Source organism: Thalassospira sp. GO-4 (genome assembly GCF_023588965.1).
Lineage (GTDB): Bacteria > Pseudomonadota > Alphaproteobacteria > Rhodospirillales > Thalassospiraceae > Thalassospira > Thalassospira povalilytica.
On sequence record NZ_CP097807.1, the window covers coordinates 4,343,240 to 4,368,411 of the forward strand.

The 25,172-nt window shown below is 54.2% G+C and carries 23 protein-coding genes; 7 read left to right on the forward strand and 16 right to left on the reverse strand.

Translation table 11 applies throughout. From position 1 onward, the window contains the following. Positions 1-50: 50 nt before the first annotated feature. Together hflC and hflK are read right to left on the reverse strand one after the other, a co-directional pair. Positions 51-923: a protease modulator HflC gene (gene hflC / locus M9H61_RS19730; protein ID WP_068519616.1), complete on the reverse strand. Its 873-nt coding sequence runs from the start codon at positions 921-923 to the stop codon at positions 51-53. Continuing rightward, entirely contained in the window at positions 923-2,047 is a 1,125-nt protein-coding gene (gene hflK, locus M9H61_RS19735) for an FtsH protease activity modulator HflK (RefSeq protein WP_250282508.1), read from the reverse strand. Before hflK ends, hflC begins: the two co-directional genes overlap by 1 nt. 402 nt (positions 2,048-2,449) lie before the next feature. Between hflK and M9H61_RS19740 the strand changes: the two genes are divergently transcribed. Further along, on the forward strand, positions 2,450-3,625 hold the full coding sequence (locus M9H61_RS19740) for an Mrp/NBP35 family ATP-binding protein (protein ID WP_250282510.1): 1,176 nt from the start codon (positions 2,450-2,452) through the stop codon (positions 3,623-3,625). Positions 3,626-3,702: 77 nt separating this feature from the next. On the opposite strand, the gene purL is transcribed toward M9H61_RS19740, so the two are convergent. From purL to M9H61_RS19765, 5 genes are all read right to left on the reverse strand, one after another. Continuing rightward, entirely contained in the window at positions 3,703-5,916 is a 2,214-nt protein-coding gene (purL, locus tag M9H61_RS19745; protein ID WP_371922233.1) for a phosphoribosylformylglycinamidine synthase subunit PurL, read from the reverse strand. Next, the gene (purQ, locus tag M9H61_RS19750) at positions 5,910-6,599 is read right to left on the reverse strand and encodes a phosphoribosylformylglycinamidine synthase subunit PurQ (protein ID WP_068519620.1); all 690 of its coding nucleotides are present in this window, start codon (positions 6,597-6,599) and stop codon (positions 5,910-5,912) included. Before purQ ends, purL begins: the two co-directional genes overlap by 7 nt. A gap of 81 nt (positions 6,600-6,680) precedes the next feature. After that, complete coding sequence (gene purS / locus M9H61_RS19755) at positions 6,681-6,920, reverse strand: phosphoribosylformylglycinamidine synthase subunit PurS (protein ID WP_008891731.1); 240 nt, start codon at positions 6,918-6,920, stop codon at positions 6,681-6,683. 122 nt (positions 6,921-7,042) lie between these two features. After that, on the reverse strand, positions 7,043-7,807 hold the full coding sequence (gene purC / locus M9H61_RS19760) for a phosphoribosylaminoimidazolesuccinocarboxamide synthase (RefSeq protein WP_068519621.1): 765 nt from the start codon (positions 7,805-7,807) through the stop codon (positions 7,043-7,045). A gap of 222 nt (positions 7,808-8,029) precedes the next feature. Next, positions 8,030-8,809 carry an NRDE family protein gene (locus M9H61_RS19765; RefSeq protein WP_068519622.1) on the reverse strand — a complete coding sequence of 260 codons (780 nt, stop codon included), beginning with the start codon at positions 8,807-8,809 and terminating at the stop codon, positions 8,030-8,032. 156 nt (positions 8,810-8,965) lie between these two features. Here M9H61_RS19765 and M9H61_RS19770 point away from each other — a divergent pair, with 156 nt between their 5' ends. From M9H61_RS19770 to M9H61_RS19780, 3 genes are all read left to right on the forward strand, one after another. Beyond that, on the forward strand, positions 8,966-9,283 hold the full coding sequence (locus M9H61_RS19770) for a DUF1476 domain-containing protein (protein ID WP_068519623.1): 318 nt from the start codon (positions 8,966-8,968) through the stop codon (positions 9,281-9,283). A gap of 163 nt (positions 9,284-9,446) precedes the next feature. Beyond that, on the forward strand, positions 9,447-10,124 hold the full coding sequence (locus M9H61_RS19775) for a response regulator transcription factor (protein WP_068519624.1): 678 nt from the start codon (positions 9,447-9,449) through the stop codon (positions 10,122-10,124). Positions 10,125-10,247: 123 nt separating this feature from the next. Continuing rightward, positions 10,248-10,955: a hypothetical protein gene (locus M9H61_RS19780; RefSeq protein WP_250282514.1), complete on the forward strand. Its 708-nt coding sequence runs from the start codon at positions 10,248-10,250 to the stop codon at positions 10,953-10,955. Between the two features lie 97 nt (positions 10,956-11,052). On the opposite strand, the gene M9H61_RS19785 is transcribed toward M9H61_RS19780, so the two are convergent. After that, positions 11,053-12,039 carry a DMT family transporter gene (locus M9H61_RS19785; protein WP_250282517.1) on the reverse strand — a complete coding sequence of 329 codons (987 nt, stop codon included), beginning with the start codon at positions 12,037-12,039 and terminating at the stop codon, positions 11,053-11,055. A 69-nt stretch (positions 12,040-12,108) separates the two neighbouring features. Here M9H61_RS19785 and M9H61_RS19790 point away from each other — a divergent pair, with 69 nt between their 5' ends. After that, entirely contained in the window at positions 12,109-13,041 is a 933-nt protein-coding gene (locus M9H61_RS19790; protein WP_250282518.1) for a LysR substrate-binding domain-containing protein, read from the forward strand. Here the strand turns inward: M9H61_RS19790 and M9H61_RS19795 are convergent, their stop codons facing one another. After that, entirely contained in the window at positions 13,042-13,662 is a 621-nt protein-coding gene (locus M9H61_RS19795; RefSeq protein ID WP_114101471.1) for a YbhB/YbcL family Raf kinase inhibitor-like protein, read from the reverse strand. 150 nt (positions 13,663-13,812) lie between these two features. Beyond that, the gene (locus M9H61_RS19800; protein ID WP_278006877.1) at positions 13,813-14,598 is read right to left on the reverse strand and encodes an Asp/Glu racemase; all 786 of its coding nucleotides are present in this window, start codon (positions 14,596-14,598) and stop codon (positions 13,813-13,815) included. Positions 14,599-15,016: 418 nt separating this feature from the next. On the opposite strand from M9H61_RS19800, the gene M9H61_RS19805 reads away from it, so the two are divergent. Continuing rightward, a complete protein-coding gene (locus M9H61_RS19805; RefSeq protein ID WP_114101472.1) occupies positions 15,017-15,664 on the forward strand; it encodes a GntR family transcriptional regulator in 648 nt (215 codons plus the stop codon). A 61-nt stretch (positions 15,665-15,725) separates the two neighbouring features. Here M9H61_RS19805 and purB read toward each other — a convergent pair whose 3' ends face one another. Further along, positions 15,726-17,036, reverse strand: coding sequence for an adenylosuccinate lyase (gene purB / locus M9H61_RS19810; RefSeq protein ID WP_068519628.1), 1,311 nt, complete (start codon positions 17,034-17,036; stop codon positions 15,726-15,728). A gap of 291 nt (positions 17,037-17,327) precedes the next feature. Between purB and M9H61_RS19815 the strand changes: the two genes are divergently transcribed. Further along, entirely contained in the window at positions 17,328-19,082 is a 1,755-nt protein-coding gene (locus M9H61_RS19815) for an HD domain-containing phosphohydrolase (RefSeq protein ID WP_250282521.1), read from the forward strand. A gap of 80 nt (positions 19,083-19,162) precedes the next feature. On the opposite strand, the gene M9H61_RS19820 is transcribed toward M9H61_RS19815, so the two are convergent. The 5 genes from M9H61_RS19820 to M9H61_RS19840 form a co-directional block, all read right to left on the reverse strand. Continuing rightward, entirely contained in the window at positions 19,163-20,182 is a 1,020-nt protein-coding gene (locus M9H61_RS19820) for an ABC transporter ATP-binding protein (protein ID WP_250282523.1), read from the reverse strand. After that, positions 20,179-21,153 (reverse strand): ABC transporter ATP-binding protein, encoded by a 975-nt coding sequence (locus M9H61_RS19825; protein ID WP_250282525.1) that lies wholly within the window; start codon positions 21,151-21,153, stop codon positions 20,179-20,181. Before M9H61_RS19825 ends, M9H61_RS19820 begins: the two co-directional genes overlap by 4 nt. Positions 21,154-21,174: 21 nt before the next feature. Next, positions 21,175-22,083, reverse strand: a complete 909-nt coding sequence (locus M9H61_RS19830; protein ID WP_101245792.1) for an ABC transporter permease subunit — start codon at positions 22,081-22,083, stop codon at positions 21,175-21,177. Continuing rightward, positions 22,083-23,006, reverse strand: a complete 924-nt coding sequence (gene oppB / locus M9H61_RS19835) for an oligopeptide ABC transporter permease OppB (protein WP_250282527.1) — start codon at positions 23,004-23,006, stop codon at positions 22,083-22,085. The genes M9H61_RS19830 and oppB overlap by 1 nt, the downstream gene beginning before the upstream one ends. An 81-nt stretch (positions 23,007-23,087) precedes the next feature. Further along, a complete protein-coding gene (locus M9H61_RS19840) occupies positions 23,088-24,722 on the reverse strand; it encodes a peptide ABC transporter substrate-binding protein (RefSeq protein WP_250282529.1) in 1,635 nt (544 codons plus the stop codon). Between the last annotated feature and the right edge of the window lie 450 nt (positions 24,723-25,172).

Genomic DNA, 25,172 nt, shown 5'->3' on the forward strand with positions numbered 1-25,172 from the left:
AAACAAAAAGGGCGACCTGATGCCAGTATCAGGTCGCCCTAGTGTTTTGTCTAGCGGCTTGTGCTTGGAGCCGACTGATTAAAGTATTGGAAAAACTCGCTGTCTGGTGAAAGCACCATGGTCGAGCCATTCGAAAGCGCCGTTTTGTAGGCTTCCAGCGAACGGTAGAATTCGAAGAATTTCGCATCCTGACCGTAAGCTTTACCCAAAATAACGTTCCGCTGTGCATCACCTTCACCCCGCAGGACTTCTGCCTGGCGGTTGGCTTCGGCGATGATGCCAATACGTTCACGATCGGCTTCTGCCTGGATTTTCGCCTTGAGCTCTTCACCCTCTGCGCGAAGCTGTGCGGCTTCGGCGATACGCGAAGAACGCATACGGTTATATACCGCCTGCGACGTTTCCTGCGGAAGGTCGGTACGACCGATACGAACATCAATCAGTTCGACACCGAATTCCTTGGCCGGATCAACCAGGGTCGCCTGGATCTTTTCCATGATCTGTGCACGGTTGTCCGACAGCATTGCAACAAGCGGGGCCTGCGCAAGTTCACCACGGATGACCGAGTTCAGACGCTGACCAAACAGCTGCACAAAGTTGGCAGAGTTGGTGGCACGCTGACGGAAGGTCAGGGGATCGATAATTCTCCAGCGGGCAAAGCTGTCAACATTGACTCGCTTCTGGTCCGACAGAAGAACCTGCTGTACCGGCGGATCGAGTTCAAGAATACGACGCTCGTAATATTCGACGTTCTGGATCGGCAGTTTGAAATGCAGACCCGGTTCGGAAACCGCATGAACGGGATTACCGAACTGAAGAACAAGGGCCTGCTGGTCCTGACGAACCGTAAAGACACACATCGAACCAACCACAGCGGCAATTACAAGGACGACGCCAGCGGCAATAAGTTTAGGACTTGCCATTAGTTGTTGCCTCCTGCATTCGCACGTTTCTGAACTTCCGGCAGCGGCAGATACGGGACAACGCCGTTTCCATCGCCTTTCTGATCAAGAATGATCTTTTCGGATTTGTTCAGGATGTCCTGCATGGTTTCAAGATACAGGCGACGTGTGGTCACGTCCTGCGCGGTCAGATAGGAATTATAGACCGAGGTAAAGCGTTCCGCTTCACCTTCTGCTTCCTTGGTCACACGATCCTTATAGGCACGCGCCTGAAGAACCTGACGTTCTGCTTCACCCTTTGCACGCGGGATGATGTCGTTGCGATAGGCCAGTGCCTCGTTCTGGGAACGGTCACGGTCCTGACGGGCACGCTGCACGTCGTTGAACGCATCGATAACATCACGCGGCGGATCCACTTTCTGCATCTTCACTTCTGCAATGAAGATACCGGAATCATAACCGTCCATGATTTTCTGAAGCAGGGTACGGGTCTGTTCCTCAACCCGGACACGGCCAACAGTCAGGGCCTCTTCCAGATTGGTTTTCCCGATCACTTCACGCATCGCACTTTCGGATGCCAGCTTGATGGTGTTTTCCGGATCGCGAACATTGAACAGATATGCGCCCGCGTCGCTGATGCGCCACTGAACAACATAATCAATGTCGATGATGTTCTGATCACCGGTCAGCATCAGGCTTTCTTCCGGAACGTCACGCGAGCCGTTCGATGCCACCGTGCCTGCACCGCGATAGCCAACCTCGATCTGGTTGGTGCGTTCGACATTCGGCTTGATGACTTCGCCGATCGGGGCGGGCAGGAAGTAGTTCAGACCAGGGCCGGTGGTGCCGACCCATTTGCCAAACAGAAGTGTCACACCCTGTTCGCCCGGCTGCACACGATAGAAGCCGGTCAAAAGCCACAACCCGATCACAGCGATACCGATCAGGACAAAGCCTTTGTAACCGCCACCACCGGGGAACAGCCGTTTCAGGCGTTCCTGGCCTTTACGAATCATTTCATCAAAATCAGGGGGCGTATTTCCGCCGCCGCCACCCTGGGGACGCTGTCCCCACGGATTCTGGCCGCCGCCGTTATTTCCGCCGCCACCCCAGGGGCCGCCGCCCCCTTGTGAATTCCAAGGCATCGAGTGTTTTCCTCTTCTTGCCGTTCGGTGTTTATCTTTGTTTACCGAGCTTGGGGACGTTACCCCCAACGCATGCTCCGTCCAACAAGATCCAGTGTGCCATTCTGGCGTGGATCCAGACCACGTGACAGCCGTGATTTGGCCCGATTGACATTTCGCACGATCAAGGCCGGTAAAACCGGGCAAAGTTCGGGCGATCAGTCCGTTACCACCAGTCCGGCAACATGTTGATCATATGCCATTTGGTGGTGCAACCGATTGCAGACCATAGCAAACTCACGAAATCTTGTTGGACGGAGCATGCCCTTAGGCCTTATATGACAGCTTGCCTTGCAAAACAATGTTACGCGCCTGCAAGTTCTGTGTGATCACGGACTTAAGCCAAAATTTGGAGACCGCAATATGACTTCGCTCAACCGTGAACAGATTGTCGCCGCACTCGACAGCGTCATCGACCCGGTCGACGGCAAATCAATCACAGCCAAGGATATGGTGCAAGGTATTGATATCAATAATGAAGTCGTCAATGTAATGATCGCGGTCGATCCAAAGCGCGGCCCGGCACTCGAAGATTTGCGTCAGGCCGCCGAAAAGGCCGTGGCTGCTGTGAACGGGGTCACAACTGCCCGTGTCGCCCTGACGGCGGAACGACCGGCGGCTGCAAGTCAGTCCGCGCCACAACAACCAGCGGCTGCGCGCCCGGCCCAACCCGGACAGCGCCCGCAAGGGGCTGGTCAGAAGCCGCTTGAACTGCCAACCGTGCGCAGTATCGTCACCGTCGCATCGGGCAAGGGCGGGGTTGGCAAATCGACCACGTCGGTCAATCTGGCGCTGTCGCTGGTGGCCAAGGGGCTCAAGGTCGGGCTGCTTGATGCCGATATTTATGGACCCAGCCTGCCGCGTATGATGGGGCTTCGCGCTGCCAAGCCGACCCCGTCATCCGAACATCAGGGCAAAATGATCCCGCCATCGGCCTTTGGCATCCGGATCATGTCGATCGGATTCATGGTTGATGAAGAACAGCCGGTAATCTGGCGCGGACCGATGGCGATGGGCGCGCTTGAACAGCTTCTGCGCGATACCGACTGGGGCGATATTGATGTGCTTGTGGTCGACATGCCCCCGGGGACCGGCGACATTCAGCTTTCCATGGCACAGCGTGTTCCGGTGACCGGTGCTGTCATCGTTTCAACCCCGCAGGACATTGCCCTTCTGGACGCCAAAAAGGGCCTGAACATGTTCCGCAAGGTCAATGTGCCGGTCTTCGGCCTGATCGAAAACATGTCCTATTACAAATGCCCGGAATGCGGCCATGTCGATCATGTCTTTGATCATGGCGGCGCGCGCAAGGCGGCTGATGAACTGGGGGTTCCGTTCCTGGGTGAAATCCCGCTGGATCTCAAAATCCGTCTGGGGGCCGATGAAGGCAAACCGATTGTCCAGACCGAGGCCGATGGCGAACATGCCAAGGCCTATGGCGCAATCGCCCAAAAGATCGCAACCGCGATCGAAGAACGCGTCGGCCCGACCGAGGCACCCAAGAAAAAGGGCCTGTTCCCCAAGATCAGCTTCAAGTAACCAGCTGTTTGAACGCCTGAAATCACAAAACCCCGCCAGATTGCTCTGACGGGGTTTTGTTTTGAAATCGGGGTTGCTTACTGAACGGCTTCTGCCATGAAGGACGGCATCCAGCCTTCGTTCAGTTCGCGCAGTTCGGCCAGCGTTACTTTGTCGCCACCATCGATGGTGACAGAATCGCCGCCTGCCTGACCAATGATCACTGCTGCAACGTTCGAGCTGCTTGCCGCATTCAGGACTTTGTCCGGGTCGCGGGTTGCGATCACGTAACGGCCCTGGTCCTCACCAAACAGCCACGCGATTTCGCTGCCAACTTCCGGAAGATGCAGTTCAGCGCCGATATTGCCCGCAAGGCACATCTCGGCAACCGTGACCAGCAAACCGCCATCGGCGATATCGTGGCAGGTCCGCACCAGGCCAAGTTCAATCAGTTCGCGGACCAGCGTACCGGCACGCTTTTCAGCATTCAGATCAACCGGCGGCGGTGCACCTTCTTCGCGACCTTCGATGGTCTTGAGATACAGCGACTGGCCAAGCTCACCGGTGGCCGCACCGATCATGATAAGCGCACTGTCATCGCGCTTGATGCCGATCGTTGCGTGGTGACCAAGATCGGAAATCACACCAACGCCACCAATTGCCGGGGTCGGCATGATGCCAACGCCGTTGGTTTCGTTGTAAAGCGACACGTTGCCTGAAACGACCGGGAATTCCAGCGCGATGCAGGCTTCGCCGATACCCTGGCATGCGCCAACGAACTGACCCATGATGCGCGGACGTTCCGGGTTGCCGAAGTTCATATTATCCGTGATGGCAAGCGGCTTGGCACCGGTTGCAACCAGGTTGCGATATGCTTCGGCAACGGCCTGTTTGCCGCCTTCGACCGGATCGGCCATGACATAGCGCGGGGTGCAGTCGGTGGTGGCTGCAATGCCTTTGTTGGTGCCGTCAACACGCACCACACCGGCATCGCCACCCGGGCGAACAATGGTGTTGCCCATGACCAGATGGTCATACTGTTCCCAGATCCAGCGACGCGATGCCAGATCGGGCGATGCGATCAGGGTCTTGAGCGCTTCGATATGGCTGACTTTTGCGGAAATGCTGTCGGGGTCAATGCGATCCTGTTTCGGGGTCGGTTCCCACGGACGATCGTATTCCGGCGATGCTTCGGCCAGCGGATCAATCGGAAGATCACCGGCAATGTCGCCATGCCATTTCAGGACCATGCGTTTGGTATCGGTCAGAACACCGATGACGGCAAAGTCGAGTTCCCATTTGTCAAAGATTGCCTTGGCGGCTTCTTCGCAACCGGGTTTGAGAACCATCAGCATGCGTTCCTGCGACTCTGACAGCATCAGCTCATAGGGCGTCATGCCTTCTTCGCGCATCGGAACCTTATCAAGCCACAGTTCGACACCAACGCCGCCCTTGGACGCCATTTCGAACGAGGAAGAGGTCAGACCGGCCGCACCCATATCCTGAATGGCGACGATCATGTCGGTTGCCATCAGTTCAAGGCAGGCTTCAAGCAGAAGCTTCTCGGTGAACGGATCGCCGACCTGAACGGTAGGACGCTTTTCTTCGCTGTCATCATCGAACTCGGCCGATGCCATGGTCGCGCCATGGATGCCGTCACGACCGGTTTTCGAACCGACATAGACAACCGGGTTGCCGATACCGGCCGCCGCCGAATAGAAAATATTGTCCGCATCGGCCAGCCCCACGGTCATGGCATTGACCAGGATGTTGCCGTTATAGGATGCGTGGAAGTTGGTTTCGCCACCGATGGTCGGAACGCCCATGCAGTTTCCATACCCGCCGATCCCTTCGACAACACCGCTCAGAAGATGGCGGGTTTTCGGATGGTCGGCCTCGCCAAAGCGAAGGGCATTAAGGTTTGCAATCGGACGTGCGCCCATGGTGAAGACGTCACGCATGATGCCGCCAACGCCGGTTGCAGCACCCTGATAGGGTTCGATAAAGGACGGGTGGTTGTGGCTTTCCATCTTGAAGACAGCAGCCTGACCATCGCCGATGTCAATCACACCGGCGTTTTCACCCGGACCCTGAATGACCCAGTCAGCCTTGGTCGGAAGGGTTTTAAGCCATTTTTTCGACGACTTGTAGGAGCAATGCTCCGACCACATGACCGAGAAAATGCCAAGTTCGTTGATGTTGGGTTCGCGACCCATGATTTCGAGAACGAGTTTGTATTCTTCCTCGTTCAGGCCGTGTTCCTTGACCAGTTCCGGCGTGATCGGGGTGTTGAAATCAAGTGCACTCACGATGCTGCCTCCACCAAGCTTTTGAACAGATTGCGGCCATCAGTGCCACCATGGAGCGGATCAATCGCATTTTCCGGATGCGGCATCATGCCAAGAACGTTGCCGGCCTCGTTGATGATGCCGGCAATGTTGCGCTGGGAACCATTAAGGTTGGTCTTGGGATCGACAACACCATCCGCATCGCAATAGCGCAGGATCACGCGACCTTCGCCTTCAAGGCGGTCAAGCGTTTCGCTATCGGCAAAGAAATTGCCGTCATGATGGGCAACCGGATAGTCGACAACCTCGCCAGCCTTGTACTGGTTGGTAAAGCGGGTATCGGCGTTTTCGATTTTCAGATGCGTGTTCTTGCAGATGAATTTCAGGCTGGCATTGCGCATCAGCGCACCGGGCAGCAGGCCTGCTTCTGTCAGGATCTGGAAACCGTTACAAACACCAAGAATGGTCACACCGGCTTTGGCGCGATCAGCAACAGCGCGCATGATCGGGGATTTGGCAGCCATGGCGCCGCAACGCAGATAGTCGCCATAGGAAAAACCACCCGGAACCATGATGATGTCGGTCTTTGGCAGTTCGGTTTCGCCATGCCAGACTACGATCGGTTTGGTGCCGGTGGCCTGCTCAAGTGCTGCAATGGCGTCATTCTCCCGGTTGATACCGGGGAAGAGGATGACAGCGGATTTCATGAAATACCGTCTCTCGATTAATGTCCGTTACGTGATCGCGAAAGACAAAGGCCCCGCATCGGCAAAGCCCCGTCCAGGCGGTTAGGCCAGCTCGATGCTGTAGTCTTCGATCACGGTATTGGCGAGAAGCTTCTCGCACATTTCCTTGACCTCGGCTTCGGCCTTGGCGGCATCGGTGCCATCCAGTTCGAGTTCGATGAATTTGCCCTGGCGGACGTCATTGACGCCATCAAAACCCAGACCCTGAAGGGCGTGGTGAACGGCTTTGCCCTGCGGGTCAAGAACACCGTTCTTCAGGGTGACATGAACACGTGCTTTCACGAGAAGCTCCTTTAAGTTCGCAGGCGCGGGGCTCGCGCGACTTTGTTTGCAAACAGAACGCTGTCCGGCATTCGCCGCCGGTCAGCCATAAGAAAAGGCCGCGCGAGCGCGGCCTTGGGGTGTTATTTGGTCGCGTCTTTGTTCAGCGACTCTATTTCGGCGGACTCAGGGAGCACACCAAGACGGCGCGCGACTTCCTGATAGGCCTCTTCGACGCCGCCGAGATCGCGACGGAAGCGGTCCTTGTCCATCTTTTCGTTGGTGATGGCGTCCCACAGGCGGCAGTTGTCGGGGCTGAATTCATCAGCCAGCACCAGCTGCGCAAAATCGCCTTCCCAAACACGACCGAATTCAAGTTTGAAATCGACCAGTTTCAGACCGATGCCGCGCATCAAACCACAAAGGTAATCATTCACACGCAGGGTCATGCCAACGATTTCCTCAAGCTCTTCGGGGCTTGCCCAGCCCAGAGCAAGGATATGCTCGTCAGAAACCAGCGGATCACCAAGCGCGTCGTCCTTGTAATAGAACTCGACGATCGGGCGGGGCAGACGTTCGCCTTCTTCAAGGCCAAGACGCTTTGCCATGGAACCGGCAACGATGTTGCGGACCACCACTTCGATCGGAACAATTTCGCATTTCTTGCAAAGCTGTTCGCGCATGTTCAGACGGCGAATGAAATGGGTCGGAATGCCGATTTCCGCCAGACGGGTCATGACGAATTCGGTGATCATGTTGTTCAGGACGCCCTTGCCGGCAATCGTGCCGCGCTTCTGAGCGTTAAACGCAGTGGCGTCATCCTTGAAATACTGAATGATCGTACCGGGCTCAGTACCTTCGTAAAGAACCTTGGCTTTACCCTCGTAGATGGGCTGCTTTCTGGACATTGGCGGGATCTTTCACATCTAGGCCCGCACGGCAACTGCGCAGGCACCCTGAAATTCGCGCCCCCCGTATAGCAGTGCTGGGCGAGAAACTCAATTGTCGCTTAAGCTCTATTTACGCAAACTTGATAATCAAAATTTGCAACCGTCCGGGCATCCATCCCGGGACGGTCTGTTTTGCACTGCAAACATCTGGCAAAGTTCGGTTTTATGCCTGATAGGGGCCTAAAGGTTTACCGGATGGAACGGTGTGGTGTCAGGCTGCCCGTCGGCAAATAACCAGACCGGACGACGTGGCAGTTCATGTTCGCTTGTGGGAATCGCCGGCAAACCGATCAGGGACGAACAAACCGTCTCAAATCCCATATTGCTGCGCACCAGCATGGCATCGGACCGGATGTCATGATGATCGGGATCGGGGGCCTCGATACCGGTATCGGCCAGTAAGGCCTGCCAGGCAAACCAGTCATCGGCTTCCGGGTTCGGTGCCGGGGCCGCACGAAACCGTGGCAGATTGCGGCGTGTGCGCGCACTGTTTGCCGTATCGTTCAGGTCATGGGCCGTCAAAATCGACAATCCTTCGGGAATGTCGGTAATTTCGATTTTTCCTGTCCCGCGATTGGCCAGCCAATAGGCATCCCGGTTATCGGCAATAACCATGTTGAACGGGCGATAGGCATCGCCATCAAGGGCCGCCAGCGCCTGTGCCGCATCAATGGCATCGGCATGATCAAGGGCCTCAAGCGGCAATTCCCCGCGGGATCGTTTGTCCTCGGCCGGGCCAAGGGTGCCAAACCGGTTCAGAACGGCCGCGACAACGCCATCTTCATTGACACCAAGCCAGGTGCCACCGGCCGTTTCATCCAGCCCGGCCACAACATCGGGACGATCATCCCAGTGACGTGCCGGGGATTTCCACGGGCGATTGTTCATTTCGTCGCGATTGGCGCCGATGATCACCGGCCAGTCATGGTCGGGGCGGCGTAAAATAATGACTGTGCACATGAGCCAGATCAAAGCGCGATGAAAGATGATTTGTCAAATTCAAAAGTGTCGAACAAAGGGGTGAAAAATACCCCGCTTATTCTCAAATATTAATTCAGAGGACGGGCGCAACACACCCAGTGTGAAAGCCGGTGCAACATCCAAGGAGGGCTCGATATGAACAGCTTTAATGATCGTGAACGTGGTTTCGAAGCAAAGTACAGTTTTGATCTGGAACAGGATTTTCGTGTCGAGACACATCTTTATAAAATGCTGATCGCCTGGGCCGGCGAACAGATGGGCATGTCCGCCCAGGAAAGTCAGGATTATGCCGTCAAGGTCGTGGGCGAAGTGGTTGCCAACCCGCGTGACAATGGCGTTGTTGCAATGCTTCTGGCGGACTTCGGGCGCAAAAATGTCGATATCACGGCCTCTGAACTCAATGCCAAACTCGAAGAACTACGTCCGGTTGCGCGCGCAGAAGTCCTGACCTGACGGTCAGGATGCGGGCCTTTGCCAAAAACTTCTAGTTTGCAAACCACTAGGCGGTCTCGTATCCTGCGTCTTGTAATAAAAGACGAGTGGGTGCAACCTTTTGGTGTGATATTATGCACCAGGGGCGTAAGGGTGCTAATCAGGTAGAAGAAGGGCAAAGGCTTTGCGTATCCTTTTGGCGGACGATCACGATCTGGTTCGTGAGGCGATATCACTTCTGTTTCAGCAGTATTTCGACGATTGCGAAGTCGCTGAGGCCGGTGCTTTGGAACCGGCGCTGGATTTGATTGACGAAAACAATTCATTCGATCTTGTGTTGCTTGACCTGCGCATGCCCGGCATGAACGGTCTGGAAGGGTTGAAACGTGCACTTGAAAAAGTCGCGCCATCAACCTTTGTGGTTCTGCTGTCGGGTGCCTATCGCAGTGAAGATGTGCGCAACGCCATCGAGGCCGGGGCACATGGTTTCATTCCCAAGACCCTGCGCGGGCAGGCCCTGGCAAATGCCGTTCAACTCGTTCTGGCCGGGGAAAAATACCTGCCATCGTCGATTCTGAATGATCTGAGCGACGGCACGATCGGTGGTGGCGACGGTGATGGTCGTCTGGCCGGCGGTTTCGGAAGTGATGGCGACTTTGGCCGTTTGACACCGCGCGAACGCGAAGTCCTGGCACTGCTGTCCGAAGGGCGCCCGAACAAGGATATCGCCCGTCATCTCGACCTGCGCGAGATCACGGTCAAATACCATCTCAAAAACATCTATCGCAAACTCAATGTGTCCAACCGGGCACAGGCGGTGAAAATGGCGCTTGAAGATATGGCGCGCACCGGAAGTTTGTAGTATCGTCGTCAAAGGCAGCTCAGTTTGTGGTGCAAATCCCGGCTCGTGATTTCACGGGCCGTTTTTTGTTGCGAAAACCGGTTTGCGTTCCCTCGTAATGTCACCTGAAACGAGGAAAAATTCATGACTGTCAAAATTGCATTGATCGGCGATTTCAATCCCGATGTCACTGCCCATCAGGCGATCCCAAAGGCGCTTGAAATCGCGGGCAGTCGCGCGGGCATATCGGTTCACCATGACTGGATTGCGACCGCGTCGATTGATCCGGAAAATATCGCATCACAGCTTGGCCGTTATCAGGGCATCTGGTGTGTGCCTGCAAGCCCGTATCAAAGCTTTGACGGTGCCCTTGCCGCCATCTGGTATGCCCGCCGGAACAAGGTGCCGTTTCTTGGCACATGTGGTGGTTATCAACATGCGGTTCTTGAATATGTCCGTAATGAGCTTGGTTTCGGGAATGCCGCAAATGCCGAAATCGATCCCGATGCGGAACTTCCGATTATTGCGCCGCTGGTCTGTGCATTGATTGATCAGGACGGCGGAATTGATCTGGTCAAAGACAGTCTGATCCAGTCCCTTTATGGCCAGGACCAAATCACGGAGACCTATCGTTGCAGTTATGGTTTTAACCGTGACCATGTCGGGTTGCTTGAAGGCCGTTCAATGCGCGTTTCGGCCTGGGATCAGGATGGGGACCCGCGTGCTGTCGAAGTCGTTGATCATCCATTCTTTATCGGAACAGCGTTCCAGCCCGAACGATCCGGATTGCGCGGCGAGTCCCATCCGCTGATTTCAGCCTTTGTCGATGCGGCAATGATGCTTGCGGCATAGCTGCTTTCTGCCCGGTTTCATGGGCAGCCATCACATGGTTGCAAAAAAAAAGCGCCCCCGGGGACACGGGGGCGCAGTTTCTGAGAACAGGGAGCTCTCAGGCTGGTTCGGGCCGGTTGTGGGCCCGGACATCTGGTGATGGGGATATCGCAGCGGTGGTGGACGCGATGGGGGCGGGCGTTCTGCCTGATTGCATGATGATGACCCCGACCAGAATTACAGAAGTGGCAACCAGATCGGTCGCGGTAACCGTTTCACCAAGGATCAGGGTCCCGGTCGCAAGACCGATGACAGGCGGGATATAGGTCGAACTGGCTGCTTTGATCGCGCCGAGTTTTTCGACAACATAGTAATAGCACATATAGGCAATGCCGGTGCCAAACAGGCCAAGCCCGATAAACAGCCCGGCCGTTGCCAGCGGACTGACAAAGATCGCATCAATCCCGTCAAGATCACCCACCACAAGCAAGGTGGCCGACGACAGGCCAAGCTGATAGGTGCAAAGCGCAATCGGGGAAATGCCAAGCGGGCTTATGAATTTGCGCGCATAAACAAAGGACAGCCCGACACAGGCAGACCCGAATGCGATATAGCCAACCCCGGCCGGATCAATTGCCCCGGCACTGCCTTCCCACGGGCGGGCAATGGCGGCAATCCCCGCAAAGCCAAGCAACAATCCCCCGACAGAACGCAGATTGATCGGCTCTCCCTTCAGGAACAGCAGGGCGGCGATAAAGGTGAAGAACGGAATGGCACCTGCCAGGATTCCGGCGATGCTTGATGGCAGGATCGCGATGCCCTTGGCAAAGGCGTAATAATAAACCGATGCTGCCAGAAGAGACATCACAACGAAATGATGGGTATGTCGCAGGTGCCGCCAGGCAAGTTTTCGGCGCAACAACGCAATCAGGAATAACGGCACAAAGCCCATGGTCACCCGAACCATCACAATATGCATCGGGCTGACATAGTGGCTGGCGGTTTTGTTAAACAGATAGGTCAGCCCCCAGACAAGGGCGAGAAATCCGAAAACGATATAGGCATTCTTCTTCATGTCGGAAAACTCGAATTGCGAAGTTTCCACGACAATTACTTATTTACCGTGTATCTTACAAATCATGCTATCTGGATTATAATATAGAAAAATTGCATTATGTCGCCATATCCGCCCCTGAAAACGCTTCCGGCTTTCGAGGCTGCATTACGTCTGCAAAGCTTTTCACTGGCTGCCGATGAACTTAATGTCACGCCAGGTGCGGTCGGACAGCAGATCCGCAAACTCGAAGAATGGCTTGGCGTTGAACTGTTCACCCGTTCGGTGCGACAGGTCTACCCGACGGCAGACGGGCTGGCCTATGCCGCCCGTATCGGTCCGGCCTTGCAGCAGATTTCCGATGCCAGTGCGCAATTGCGCCGACGGCAGGATCATTCCGTTCATTTCGCCATGCCGCCAAGCTTTGCCGCCAAGTGGTTTTCATCGCGAATGGCCCGGTTCCTGATCATGCATCCGACCACGGCCCTTCATGTCGGATCGACCGAAGAAAAGCCGAACTTCGATCAGGATGGCCTTGATATTGCGGTTCGCTACTTTGATGGCAATGACGACAGTCTTGAGGCAGTGTTGCTGTATCGCGGGCAGGCTGCTGTTTATTGCGCGCCATCATATCGTGATGAACTCGGCCTTGAAACGCCGGGGGATCTTGTACGCGCGACCCTGATCAATGATACCAAACATCACTGGTGGGCAGACTGGCTTGCGACCTTTGCCGGAATTGATCCCGATCAGACCCGGGCACTGAAGCATATCGATATTGATCAGACCGCCATGGTAATCGAGGCCGCCATTCACAATCAGGGCGTGGTGATTGCCAACCCGCTTCTGACCGAGGAAGATGTAAGCGAAGGCAAGCTCGTTCATCTTTTCCCGCAACATGTCCTAACGGTGCCCCTTGGCTATTATCTGGTCCATCCGGAAAAGCGCGAATTGCGCAGGCAGGTCCGGCTGTTTCGTGACTGGTTGCTTGATGAAGCAAGCGAACTTACACAAGTTTACTCCCCAATCGGTGTGAGCCGATCGGGGAAGTGATTAAAGGTCGCGGTTCATTGAATATGTGCCCGTATAGCAGGCCTTTGCCAAAACATGACCATCAATCGCGGTTAACAGTTCAGGGCCACCGAAGGGCTGTGGCAGAGGAACTTCATTAACGTCGAGTGCATAAATGGTAAAATGGTAGCGATGAATAAGTGCATCATTCCAGGGAGGGCATGGGCCGTCATAATCTGCATAGTTTCCACCCATAGTGGGATGGTCAGCAAACCAATTGGTGTAGTTGTTCAACCCTGCTTCGCCATATGGGCGAGCTCCAGGCTTCTTTCCCGTTGGTGTCACCCTATTTGAAGCCTGACCCTCGTCAATTTTGGTTGTTGACGGCGGTATATTTGCAACGACCCAGTGGTAAAAGTCGACCCTTGGTAAGTCTGGGGATATTGTTTTGCCCTCAATATTGACGTTCTCACCAGAAGATGGAACATCCGAATCATGGCAAATTAGAGCGAACGATTTGGTGCCTTTGGGGATGTCTGTCCAGAAAATGGCCGGATTGATGTTCTCTGCCAATTCAAACCGTCCTTCAGTGGGGATTTTACCAAAGGCAAATTTATTGGGTATTGGCGCGCCTTCGTTCCATCCTTGAATATGAAGCTTCATTATTAGGTTTCCTTTTCCGTGTGTATGTCAACTCGGTGGTAGTTATAAGCGCGGAGGGCTGCCCAAAGAGGCTGGCAAGTTGTTCCGGGGCAATATTGTTATTATTGGCCTCGGAAACTGGATTGGGCTGGTTGCATTCAGATCGTGAGTTCAGGTGGCTTGAATGCGTTTGGATGGTAAACCTCCGGAAAGTAAGGCTCCTCCTCCAGGTGCAATTTCGGAAAGATTAAGCATCTGCAAAATTTTCCGGGTCGTGGCCACTGCCGCAGACAAGGTCGGAAGACCAGATGCGCGTTCAATCATTTCAATTGATGGCAAAGAGGGCATCTGCACACAAGCAGATGCAACGATTGCATCAACACCTGTAAGGTCGAGTTTACGCCACAGTTCAGCAGGCGCGCACGGATCCTGAGCTGCGACCGCCAAATTGTCAGGAATTTCCAGTGCCAGAAAGTCGTGAACTTCAATCCCTTCATTCTCAATGTAGTTGACTACCATTTCAGTGAGTGGACGCATGTATGGGCAAATTATAGCAACTTTCTTCGCGCCAAGTTCCTGAATGCCGTCGACCAGTGCTCCTGCTGAATTGAGAATAGGTGTAGGACAACCGTTATCCACGGTTGCTTGGTATAGAGTTTCTGATGATGTTCTGTGGTAACCCAGCCCCATCGACATGATTGCAACAAGGCAGGCATATGCTTGGACTTCTACTGCGGCGTCAGACAGTTCTTGAGCGCAACGTTTACTATCGGCATCCATTGCCTCCAGCTCTTCCTTGATCACGCTTTTCATGCGCATGCGTGACGAGTGAAAGGTGAAGCGATCTGGCAGGATATGTTCACGTGCTTTAAGAAGTGCAGGAATCTCGGTTTCCATAGTGACATTGGAACTCGGTACTATCATTCCGATCCGTCTGGTTCTTTCCGAAAATGGCATATTGGTCTCCGTTTCATTTCTCGTGAAAATTACAAGGAAGAATCCATGGTTGCGTCCGGGCGCTACGTCGCAATCTTAGGGAAGATGCACGGAAGCAGAATGGTAACAAGCATGCAGGCGACTGAGAGCCAAGAAGGTTTGTTTTGATCAAGGAGCATCTGCGCGACGTGATGCCGGAGATCGTTTGTGGACCACTGGTGCGGTAGATTGAGTTCTCTGCTTGGGTTCGGTTAGGAATAAAAGTGCTACCTGTAGGTGTGGGCGATAGGATGGTTTTGATCACTGAATGTCTCTTTGTGTGTTTATTTGAGTTTTATCTGTATACATATAAAATTTATAAGAATGCAATAAAAAACTATTGCGTGTCGACTTATGGCCTTGTTCTGGATAAAATCCTCGCAGAAACAGGGGATTGTAAATGGCGCGTGTAGCCGACCAACTTATCGAAGAACTTAAAAACGAAATTCAATCAGGTGTACTTAGCCCCGGGGACCAGCTCGAAGAGGCAGCGCTTGCCGAAAGATTCGGGGTTTCACGAACACCGGTACGCGAAGCGGTGAGATCACTTGTTGAAAGTGGGCTCTTGGAAACGCGGTCGCGCAAAGGGGCCTTCGTCAGAGTTTTGTCGATAAAGGAATTGATTGATCTGTTTGAAGTATGTGCCGAGCTTGAAGGAATGGCGTGTCGGCTGGCGTCAGAACGTTTGACAGATGCTCATCTGAAGAATCTTTTAGAAGGTCTGGAGGCCTGCAATCGGGCTGTTGAGAAGGAAGATACAGAGGCTTATGCCGCTGCAAACCTTCAATTCCATACTGCTATACATAAAGCGTCAGAGAATGATCGGTTAATTGATCAACTTGCTGACTTGTCCAGGACGATCAATCCTTACAGATCGATGCCTTATGGAATTCGAGGTCGGCTTGAGCAGTCATTTGAGGAGCATGTGAACATTAAAGATGCGGTGTTGGCGGGTAATGGTGCAGAAGCCGATTTTCTTATGCGTGATCATATGATGCTGCAGGGGCAGCGCTTGCCATTGCTGCTCAGGGCGTACGGACACGAATAAATCTGGAACAAAAAAAGCCCCGGCCAATGACCGGGGCTTTGATTTTTGATCCGGGTTGCCGTTAGTCGGCAAACACGCGGGCAAAGATCGTGTCGACATGTTTGGTGTGGTAACCAAGGTCAAACAGCGCTTCGAGCTTGTCCATCGGAATACGTGCGGTGACGTCTTCGTCGGTTTTCAGAAGCGACAGAAGATCGCCTTCGCGGTTCCAGACCTTCATCGCGTTGCGCTGAACAATGCGGTAAGAATCTTCACGCGAAACACCATGCTGGGTCAGGGTCAGCAGCACGCGCTGCGAGAAGACCAGACCACCCATCTGGTTGAGGATCTCGTCCATGCGTTCCGGATAGATCACCAGATTTTCAACAACGTTGGTCAAACGCATCAGTGCGAAATCAAGCGTTACGGTCGCATCCGGGCCGATGTTACGTTCGACCGAGCTGTGCGAAATATCGCGCTCGTGCCACAGGGCAACGTTTTCCATCGCCGGGATTGCCATCGAACGGACCAGACGGGCAAGGCCGGTCAGGTTTTCGGTCAGAACCGGGTTACGCTTGTGCGGCATCGCCGAGGAGCCTTTCTGCCCCTTGGAGAAGAATTCTTCCGCTTCGCGCACTTCGGTACGCTGAAGATGGCGAATTTCGGTTGCCAGATGTTCGATCGAGGATGCGATAACACCAAGGGCTGCGAAATAGGCGGCATGACGGTCACGCGGGATCACCTGGGTCGAAACCGGTTCCGGTTTCAGGCCAAGTTTGGCTGCAACATGTTCCTCGACGCTCGGATCGATATTGGCAAATGTGCCAACCGCGCCGGAAATTGCACAGGTGGCGATTTCGTCACGTGCCGCGACCAGACGATCACGGTTACGTTTGAATTCCGCATAGAAAGTCGCAAGCTTAAGGCCAAAGGTCACCGGCTCTGCGTGGATGCCGTGCGAACGGCCCATGCAGGGGACATCTTTGGTTTCATAGGCGCGCTTTTTAAGGGCGGCCAGAAGCTTGTCCATATCTTCAAGAAGAATGTCGGTTGCCTGGGCAAGCTGCACGTTAAAGCAGGTATCCAGAACGTCCGAGCTGGTCATGCCCTGATGGACAAAACGGGCTTCTTCACCGACCTGTTCGGCCAGTTCAGTCAGGAACGCGATCACGTCATGTTTGACTTCGGCTTCGACGGTATCGATGCGATCAATGCGGTCCTGGGTATAGGGCTTGTCGCCTTTTTCCCAGACAAGCTTGGCGGATTCAGCCGGGATAACACCCAGTTCAGCCAGTTTGTCAGCAGCGTGAGCTTCGATTTCGAACCAGATACGGAATTTGTTCGCCGGTTCCCAGATGGCTGTCATCTGCGGACGGGAATAACGGGGGATCATGCGGTCGCCTCCGGGCATAATGGTTGGGCGCCGGGGCATGATGTGAATGATCGGAATGCGTGATCAGTTGCACGATCATAAGGCCGGCACGCTTTCACCGGGTCGGATAGTCCATTCCGGGGCAATTGGCAACCCTGCAGACGGTATGGCAGGGATGTGAACGCATTTTTACCGCCCAAAAACTTGTCTTCTGTTAGAAATATAGCAACTTAGATAATATATGCAGTGTTGATCGAAACGCTGTCAGTGCATTCAGCCTGACAATCCGATTGTTGAGTAGGCGGGAAATTAATGGCGCGTGAAGCCGACGGGGCCAAGAGTCACCAGAAAGAACCGACCGGCAGCCAGATGACCGACGAGAACCATCTTGCCAGGCTCGTGGATCTGGGGATCGCACTTTCCGCCGAACAGGGGCGCGAAGAGCTTAATCAGAAAATCCTGATGGCGGCGCGCGAATTTACAAATGCCGATGGCGGATCGCTGTATCTTGTAAACCGCGAAGAAAGCGAACTGCATTTCCGCATTCTGGTCAATGACACGCTCGATACCTTTTTCGTCAGCGGCCGCGAAGCAGAAAAGCCGTTTCCGCCATTGCCGCTTTATGATGACGAGGGCCGCCCGAATTACCGCAATATCGCAACCTATGTCGCGCTAAGCGGCAAGGCGATCAATATCGAAGATGCCTATTGCGCCAAGGGTTTCGATTTTTCGGGAACGCGTGCCTTTGATGCCAAAACCGGTTATCGGTCAAAATCCTTCCTGACGGTGCCGTTGAAAAACACCCGTGGCACGGTCATTGGCGTTTTGCAGCTGATCAATGCGCGCGATGATAAGGGCAATGTCATTGCCTTTGATCCGGCGATCGAACCCATCATCAACGCCCTTGCCAGTCAGGCGGCGGTGGCCATTGAAAACAGCCGTCTTTTGGTCGCCCAGCGTGACCTGATGGAAAGCTTTGTCCACGTACTGGGCCATGCCATCGATGCCAAATCCCCGCACACGGCCGATCATTGTTCGCGCGTGCCGGTGATTGCGCGCATGCTGGCACAGGCCGCTGTTGATGACAAACGCGGACCGTTTTCCAATTTCTATCTGACCGATATGGAATGGTATGAGCTTGATCTTGCCGCCTGGCTTCATGATTGCGGCAAGATCGTTACGCCCGATCACGTGATTGAAAAGGCCACCAAGCTTGAAACCATCCATAACCGCATTCACGAAATCCGTACCCGGTTCGAAGTCCTTAGACGTGATGCCGAAATCGACATGCTCAAACGCCAGCTTGCCGGTGAGGATGCCGGTGTATGCGAGGCCGATTTCAACGCACGGGTCAGCGAACTGGAAGCTCAGTTTGCGCTGGTGGCCGATGCCAATATCGGTGATGCGGAAATCGATACGGATGCCATCTATGCCTTGCATGACATTGCAGAACAAAAATGGACCCGCCATTTCGACCGGACATTGGGTCTGTCATGGGCGGAAAATGAACGGCTAAGCGATACCGAACTTGCAACCTTGCGCGAACCGGGCCCGGAAAATCTTTTGATGGATCGCGAAGATCACATCTATCAGGGCTTCAACCGCGGGGAACTTTACAATCTTTCGGTCCCGCACGGGACACTGACATCCGAAGAACGCCAGGTGATCAATGATCATGTGGTGATCACGCAGGATATGCTTGCCCAGTTGCCCTATCCGCGCGAATTGCAACGCATCCCGGCGATTGCGGGCAACCATCACGAAAAAATGGACGGTTCGGGATACCCGCGCGGCCTTACCGGTGATGATATGGGGATCCTCGAAAAAGTGATGGTGATCGCCGATATCTTCGAGGCACTGACCGCGGTCGACCGTCCCTATAAACGGCCCAAACTTCTGTCTGAATGTATCGCGATCCTTGCCGATATGCGTGACAAGGGCCAGATCGACAATGACCTGTTTGAATTGTTTCTGGTCAGCGGGACATATCTCGATTACGGCCGCAAATATCTGCGGTCTGAGCAGTGCGACGAAGTCGATATCGAACAATTCATCCTTTCCAAATAGCAGCCCGTCCTTGCACCGATAAAAAAAAGACCGCCACAGGGACGGTCCGGCAAGTTCAGGGTGCAATTATTGGGGACTTCTTATGAGATGCTGTCATGGAAATGACAGGCGACTTCCTGGGTTTCGGAAACCCGGTCAAGTGTTGGTGATGCGGTTGTGCATTTGTCCTGAGCAAACGGACACCGGGTTCTGAAAACACAGCCCGATGGTGGTGACAGCGGACTTGGCAGATCACCGGTCAGAACGATGCGTTCCTTGTTGCGTTCGATCTCGGGATCGGGGATCGGCACGGCTGAAATCAGCGCCTTGGTATAGGGATGTCTTGGTGCCGCATAGATGCTGTCACGATCTGCCAGTTCCATGACATTGCCCAGATACAGCACCATGATGCGGTGGCAGATATGGCGCACGATCGACAGGTCATGGCTGATGAAAATCAGCGACAGATCAAACTCACGCTGCAATTCCTGCAACAGATTGACGATCTGGGCCTGAATGGACACATCCAGTGCCGAAACCGGTTCGTCACAGACAATAAGTTTCGGTTCAAGGATCATCGCACGCGCAATCCCGATACGCTGGCACTGACCACCCGAAAATTCATGCGGATAACGGTTGATCATCTGCGGGAGCAATCCCACACGCGCCATCATGCGTTTGACCCGGGCCTTGATTTCATCTTTGCCCAGTTCGGGTTTGTGGGTCACCAGCGGCTCGGCAATGATTTCGCCAATCGTCATGCGGGGATTAAGGCTGGCCAGCGGATCTTGGAAAATGATCTGAAGATCACGGCGCAGCGGCTGCATTTCACGGTGCGGGGCGCCGACAATATCTTTGCCAAGCCAGGCGACCTGTCCGCTTGATGGCGGAATCAGTTGCAGGATCGCCCGGCCAAGTGTCGATTTGCCACAACCGGACTCCCCGACAACGCCCAGTGTCTCGCCGGGATAAAGGTCGAAATTCACCCCGTCCACGGCGCGAAGCTTGCGGTCTGGTGCAAAAAGTCCTTTGCCCGGCACGGAAAAATGCACCTTCAGATCGCGAACGGACAGGATCGGACTGGTTGCTTTTTTCGGTTTGTGCGCGGTGATTGCGGTCATTGTCCATCCTCCCGGAAGCAGGCACTGGCACGGCCCTGATCAAACACCTTAAGAACCGGGCGTTCGGCACAGCACCGATCCATGACATAGCCACAGCGTTCCTGATAGGCGCACCCTGTCGGCAGGTTTTGCAGGTTGGGCGGCTGACCCGGAATGGCAAACAGGCTTTCCTCATTGGCGTGATCGATGCGCGGCATCGATTTCAGAAGCCCTTCGGTATAGGGATGATGACTGTCGTAGTAAATGTCGCGGACAGATCCGGTTTCGACCACGCGCCCGCCATACATCACCATCACCCGGTCACACAGGCCGGCCACCACACCAAGATCATGGGTGATCATGACCGTGGCGGTGTTGAAGTCCTTTTGCAGGTCACGCAACAGATCCAGAATCTGTGCCTGTACCGTCACATCAAGGGCGGTGGTCGGTTCATCGGCAATCAGAACTTCCGGATCGCACAAAAGCGCCATGGCAATCATCACGCGCTGGCGCATGCCGCCGGAAAATTCATGTGGATACATATGAACACGCTGGGCCGCACCCGGGATGCCAACACGATCAAGCATCGCGATTGCACGTTTAAGGGCCTCGGCCTCGGACATGCCGCGATGTTCGACCAGTACTTCGGTCATCTGTTTGGAGATTTTCAGATACGGGTTCAGCGACGTCATCGGATCCTGAAAGATCATCGACATCGAAACACCGCGAATCTTGTTAAGTTCGCGTGCAGGCAGGTTGAGGATTTCACTGTCCTTATAGCGAACCGACCCGCTCGATTTGCCATTCTTGGCCAGAAGCCCCATGATCGACATGAAAATCTGGGTTTTTCCCGACCCGGATTCCCCCACCACGCCAAGTGTTTCGCCCGGATCAAGATGGAAGTTGACGTTATTGACGGCTGCAACTTCCCCGTCCGGGGTCTGGAAACGGGCGGTCAGGTTTTCGACTGTCAGAATATGATTTGTTGTCATGATATGTGTCCTTGCCGTCCCTTATCTGTCTTTCGGATCAAGCGCATCGCGCAGACCGTCACCGATGAAGTTGAAACAGAAAAGGGTGAGTGCCAGGAACAGGGCCGGATAGATCAGCATCCAGGTCGATGCTTCAATCACTTTGGCCCCTTCGGAAATCAAAACCCCCCAGCTGGTCAGCGGTTCCTGCACGCCCAGTCCAAGGAAGGACAGGAAGCTTTCGGTCAGGATGACCTGCGGGATGGTCAGGGTCATATAGACAATGACCGGCCCCAGAACGTTGGGGATGATGTGCCGGAAAATGATCTTGAAGTTCGAAACACCCGTGGCGTGGGCGGCCTCGATAAATTCGCGCCGACGCAGGGATAAGGTCTGACCGCGGACAATACGCGCCATGGTCAGCCATTCAACCGCACCAAGGGCAACAAAGATCAGGAAAATGTTTCGGCCAAACACCACCATCAACATGATGACAAAGAACATGAAGGGCAGGGAATAAAGCACATCGACAAAGCGCATCATGATGTTGTCGACCTTGCCGCCGAAATACCCGGCAACCGCGCCATAGGTAACCCCGATGGCCAGCGACACCGATGTTGCAAGCAGGCCGACCGCCAGTGAAACCCGCGCACCATACAGAACACGGATAAACAGATCGCGCCCGTTGCCGTCGGTGCCAAAGATATGGCCGTTTTCCCAGTTCGGGCCTTCCTGGATATAGCCCCAGTCGATCTGGTCATATGCATAGGGACTAAGAAGCGGGGCAAAAATCGCCAGCAGGGTAATGATCCCCAGAATGATCATCGACCCCACAGCCGCCTTGTTGCGAAACAGGCGGATACGCGCATCCCGCCACAGGCTGCGGCCTTCGATTTCCGCGGGCGCGCCTGCTGCTTCAAGCATTGCTGTCTTTTCAGATTTATTCATCATCAGCGTGACTTCAATTTTGGATCAAGAAGGCCGTAAACCATATCGACCAGGAAATTCAGCATGATGATCATCACCGCATAGACAATGACCACGCCCATCACCAGCGGATAGTCACGGTTGAGTGCCGCCTTGATGAAATAGGTGCCGATACCGGGCACGCCAAAGATGCTCTCGATCACCACCGATCCGGTCATCACGGCCGCGGTTGCCGGTCCCAGATAGGACACAACCGGCAAAAGTGCGCCTTTGATTGCATGACGATTGACGACAAGCGTTTCACGCAAACCCTTGGCGCGCGCGGTGCGGATATAGTTGGAATGCAGAACCTCGACCATGGATCCGCGGGTCAGGCGCGCGATATAGGCAATCTGGGGCAGGGCAAGGGCAATGATCGGCAAAATCTTGTACTGGATTTCACCATCGCCCCATCCCGCCGTTGGCAGGACCGAAAGATACAGCCCGAACACCAGTGACAAAAGTGGTGCCATGACAAAGTTCGGAATGGCAATGCCGATCATGGCAACGCCCATCACCGCAAAATCAACCGCACTGTTTTGCCGAAGGGCGGCATAGGTGCCAAATCCGACCCCGAAGACAAGGGCGATGGCAATTGCACTCAGTCCAAGCTGCATGGAGGCCGGTGCACCGGCCATGATCAGTTCTGCAACGCTGAAGTCGCGGATTTTGATCGATGGGCCAAAGTCGCCCTGAAACAGCTTTCCGATATAGATCGCGTATTGTTCGATCAGCGGCTTATCAAGATCATAGGCCGCCTTGATGTTCTTTTCGATTTCGGGTGGCAATGCGCGTTCCTGATCGAACGGGCCGCCCGGTGCAATACGCATCATGAAAAAGGCCACCGTGATCACGATGAACAATGTCGGGATCGCGATCAACAGGCGCCGAATGGCGTAAGATAACATAATTCTCTCTCATCCCCGTCGGGGTGGCCACAGGCTGCGGGCGGGAGGAACACCACGCAGCCTGCGACACGAAGTCAGGATTTACTCGGCAATGTCGAGCCAGCGGGTCAGGTGGCGATCCGGGGCGTTATCGATCCAGCCCTTGATCTTTGGCGAGACAAGCTGTTTCGAGACATAGTAGTAAATGGGGATGTAAGGCTGTGCTTCCATCATGATGGCTTCGGCCTGATGCATCAGATCGGAACGCTTTTTAAGGTCGCCTTCCTTTTCGGCCGCCAGCATCAATTCGTTGTAACGCGGGTTGTCGAATGCGGAATAGTTCAGCGGCCCGGTGCGTTCTTCTGCCAGGAACAGGAAGTTCTGTGCATCGTTGTAATCGGCAATCCAGCCAGCGCGGGCGACTTCAAAGTCACCAACTTTCAAATCGGCATAATGGATTTTGCCTTCGGAATTGAACAGTTCGGCTTCGACACCGATCTGTTTCCACATGTTCTGAGCGGCAATCGCGATACGCTTGTGGTTTTCCGATGTGTTGTAACGCAGGGTGAATTTAAGCGGGTTGTCCGGACCGTAACCGGCCTCTGCCATCAGCTTTTTGGCTTCGGCAAGTTTTTCGGCATAGGGCAGGTCTTTCCACGAAACATAGGCCGGTTCCGTGTAGTTGCCGGTTCCCGGCGGAACAAAGGAATAGGCCGGCAATTCACCGGTCTTCAGGACCGCATCGGTAATGGCTTCGCGGTTGATCGCCAGTGAAAGCGCCTTGCGCACGCGGACATCCTTGAATTTGTCCTTATCAGTGCGGATCGCATAATAATAGATACCGGCATAAGGCGCGATGCGCAGGCTGTCTGCCAGATTATCACGCAGCCACGAAATCTGTTCGGATGCGATGTCGCGCGCAACGTCAAGTTCATCGGCGCGGAAACGGTTCTGCATCGCGGTGCGATCTTCATAGGTGTAATAGATCACCTCGTCGATCGGAACATTGGCGGCATCATAGAATTCTTCGTTCTTGACCAGTTTGGTGTGAACGTTCGGCAGCCACTCGACCAGTTTATACGGGCCATTGACCACGATATGTTCGGGCTTCACCCAGTCTTTGCCGTATTTTTCAACGACATGACGGGGGATGGCAAATGCGGTCTGGTGGGTAAGCTGTGCCAGGAAATAGGGGGCAGGTGCCGTCAGTTTGACTTCAAGGGTGTGATCATCAATCGCCTTTACGCCAAGTTTGGCACCCTCTTTGCCGGTATTGACCGCCTCGGCTCCTTCGATGATGTAAAGAAGGGATGCGTATTCCGCACCCAGTTCCGGATCAAGAAGGCGTTCCCAGCCGGCAATGAAATCCTGTGCGGTGACCGGCGTTCCATCCGACCAGTTATGGTCGCGGATTTTGAACGTATAGGTCATACCGTCTTCTGAAACCGTCCAGCTTTCTGCTGCACCGGCGACCGGCTGTCCATCCGGGCCATAGGTCAGAAGGCCAAGCGACATATCATCGGAGATACGGCTGGTCTGAATGGTGGAGATAAAATGCGGATCCATCGACTGGGGCTCGCCGTCATTGCCGATGCGCAGGATTTTTTCAGCCTGGGCATGGGTACTCGACAGCATGGTCATGGAGCCCGCAATCAAGGCTGTCCCAAGGACAAAGGCACGTGAGGATTTCAGCAATCCGTTCACGAGACCTTTTGCAGTCTTCGTGTTTTCTGACATGTGTGATGTCTCCCTCAACAATTATGATTTGTTGCGTACGGTACTCCCTGAAAGTACGTACGCAAAAATACTGAGGCTGCCATGCGTCAACTGCAAGTCAGATTTCACTTTATTGACGCAATTGGTCGAAATTTGCGCATTTTTACGAAAATGCAGGTGATTTTTTGCGTGATGAGCAAATTATGCCCAATTTTGTGCGGTCCAATTTCCAGATTGGTTCGATTGCCCGGAAACCTGTTTATTGGTGTGTTTTCGGCTGGTTTTTGTGCTCAGGGTTGTGGGTTGTGGTGTGAAATACTTCACACTCAAGGGTTTGGGCATGATCGGGGATGGTCGAATCGGCTCTTTGACGGATGATTCGTGTCACTGCGTGATGCAGTAATCTTGCATTTGTTATTAATAACTATTTGCAATTAGGCGCGATTGGTGTATTTGCTGGCTACTCGCCCA